This window comes from Streptomyces viridochromogenes DSM 40736, assembly GCF_000158955.1.
Taxonomy (GTDB): Bacteria; Actinomycetota; Actinomycetes; order Streptomycetales; family Streptomycetaceae; genus Streptomyces; species Streptomyces venetus.
Genome location: NZ_GG657757.1, coordinates 3,485,535 through 3,488,353 on the forward strand (window position 1 = coordinate 3,485,535; position 2,819 = coordinate 3,488,353).

Sequence of the window (2,819 nt, forward strand, 5' to 3'; positions counted from 1 at the left end):
CCACCGAAATGGAGCTAACCGGTCCCCTTAACGTTCCAGCACCGGGCAGGCGTCAGTCCGTATACATCGCCTTACGGCTTCGCACGGACCTGTGTTTTTAGTAAACAGTCGCTTCTCGCTGGTCTCTGCGGCCACCCCCAGCTCAGGACGTAAAGCCCATCACCAGGTGTGGCCCCCCTTCTCCCGAAGTTACGGGGGCATTTTGCCGAGTTCCTTAACCATAGTTCACCCGAACGCCTCGGTATTCTCTACCTGACCACCTGAGTCGGTTTAGGGTACGGGCCGCCATGAAACTCGCTAGAGGCTTTTCTCGACAGCATAGGATCATCCACTTCACCACAATCGGCTCGGCATCAGGTCTCAGACTATTGCCAGGCGGATTTACCTACCTGACGTCCTACACCCTTACCCCGGGACAACCACCGCCCGGGATGGACTACCTTCCTGCGTCACCCCATCACTCACCTACTAACCGCTTGGTTCAGCGGCTCCACCACTCCGACTCACCCCGAAGGGATCACCGGCGGCTTCACGGCCTTAGCATCACGATGCTCGATGTTTGACGCTTCACAGCGGGTACCGGAATATCAACCGGTTATCCATCGACTACGCCTGTCGGCCTCGCCTTAGGTCCCGACTTACCCTGGGCAGATCAGCTTGACCCAGGAACCCTTAGTCAATCGGCGCACACGTTTCTCACGTGTGAATCGCTACTCATGCCTGCATTCTCACTCGTCAACCGTCCACAACTACCTTCCGGTGCTGCTTCACCCGGCAGACGACGCTCCCCTACCCATCACAGCCGGCGTTGGCCGTATTGCTGCAATGACACGACTTCGGCGGTACGCTTGAGCCCCGCTACATTGTCGGCGCGGAATCACTAGACCAGTGAGCTATTACGCACTCTTTCAAGGGTGGCTGCTTCTAAGCCAACCTCCTGGTTGTCTCTGCGACTCCACATCCTTTCCCACTTAGCGTACGCTTAGGGGCCTTAGTCGATGCTCTGGGCTGTTTCCCTCTCGACCATGGAGCTTATCCCCCACAGTCTCACTGCCGCGCTCTCACTTACCGGCATTCGGAGTTTGGCTAAGGTCAGTAACCCGGTAGGGCCCATCGCCTATCCAGTGCTCTACCTCCGGCAAGAAACACACGACGCTGCACCTAAATGCATTTCGGGGAGAACCAGCTATCACGGAGTTTGATTGGCCTTTCACCCCTAACCACAGGTCATCCCCCAGGTTTTCAACCCTGGTGGGTTCGGTCCTCCACGAAGTCTTACCTCCGCTTCAACCTGCCCATGGCTAGATCACTCCGCTTCGGGTCTTGAGCGTGCTACTAAAAACGCCCTATTCGGACTCGCTTTCGCTACGGCTTCCCCACACGGGTTAACCTCGCAACACACCGCAAACTCGCAGGCTCATTCTTCAAAAGGCACGCAGTCACGAGAACAAGGCAAGCCTTGTTCCGACGCTCCCACGGCTTGTAGGCACACGGTTTCAGGTACTATTTCACTCCCCTCCCGGGGTACTTTTCACCATTCCCTCACGGTACTATCCGCTATCGGTCACCAGGGAATATTTAGGCTTAGCGGGTGGTCCCGCCAGATTCACACGGGATTTCTCGGGCCCCGTGCTACTTGGGTGTCTCTCAAACGAGCCGCTGACGTTTCGACTACGGGGGTCTTACCCTCTACGCCGGACCTTTCGCATGTCCTTCGCCTACATCAACGGTTTCTGACTCGTCTCACGGCCGGCAGACCGTAAAAGAGAGATCCCACAACCCCCACGACGCAACCCCTGCCGGGTCTCACACGTCGTAGGTTTGGCCTCATCCAGTTTCGCTCGCCACTACTCCCGGAATCACGGTTGTTTTCTCTTCCTGCGGGTACTGAGATGTTTCACTTCCCCGCGTTCCCTCCACACTGCCTATGTGTTCAGCAGCGGGTGACAGCCCATGACGACTGCCGGGTTTCCCCATTCGGAAACCCCCGGATCAAAGCCTGGTTGACGACTCCCCGGGGACTATCGTGGCCTCCCACGTCCTTCATCGGTTCCTGGTGCCAAGGCATCCACCGTGCGCCCTTAAAAACTTGGCCACAGATGCTCGCGTCCACTGTGCAGTTCTCAAACAACGACCAGCCACCCGTCACACACCACTTCCGTGATGCTTCACCGGGGCCGGCGCATGAGGAAAGTTCATTCCCTCAGACACCCAACAGCGTGCCCGACACCCTCGCCCCTCATGGTCCGCGTTCCACGCTCCGAAGAGCAGTACTAGCAGCCCGAGTTGGCTGAAGATGCCGAGTAGTCAACGTTCCACCCATGAGCAACCAGCATCAGACATTCGCTGATGTACTGGCCTCTGAACCAGGCAAGCCCGGCTTAGAAGTGCTCCTTAGAAAGGAGGTGATCCAGCCGCACCTTCCGGTACGGCTACCTTGTTACGACTTCGTCCCAATCGCCAGTCCCACCTTCGACAGCTCCCTCCCACAAGGGGTTGGGCCACCGGCTTCGGGTGTTACCGACTTTCGTGACGTGACGGGCGGTGTGTACAAGGCCCGGGAACGTATTCACCGCAGCAATGCTGATCTGCGATTACTAGCGACTCCGACTTCATGGGGTCGAGTTGCAGACCCCAATCCGAACTGAGACCGGCTTTTTGAGATTCGCTCCACCTCGCGGTATCGCAGCTCATTGTACCGGCCATTGTAGCACGTGTGCAGCCCAAGACATAAGGGGCATGATGACTTGACGTCGTCCCCACCTTCCTCCGAGTTGACCCCGGCGGTCTCCCGTGAGTCCCCAGCACCACAAGGGCCT

General features: G+C 57.8%; 4 other annotated features (1 of these 4 only partly in view).

From position 1 onward, the window contains the following. Positions 1–234: 234 nt before the first annotated feature. Positions 235–705: a sequence feature (23S ribosomal RNA rRNA prediction is too short), on the reverse strand. A gap of 13 nt (positions 706–718) precedes the next feature. After that, positions 719–1,477 (reverse strand) — a sequence feature (23S ribosomal RNA rRNA prediction is too short). A gap of 7 nt (positions 1,478–1,484) precedes the next feature. After that, positions 1,485–2,081: a sequence feature (23S ribosomal RNA rRNA prediction is too short), on the reverse strand. 317 nt (positions 2,082–2,398) lie between these two features. After that, positions 2,399–2,819 (reverse strand) — a sequence feature (mutual gap in cmsearch alignment for this rRNA model is longer than 100); it runs 1,080 nt beyond the window's last position.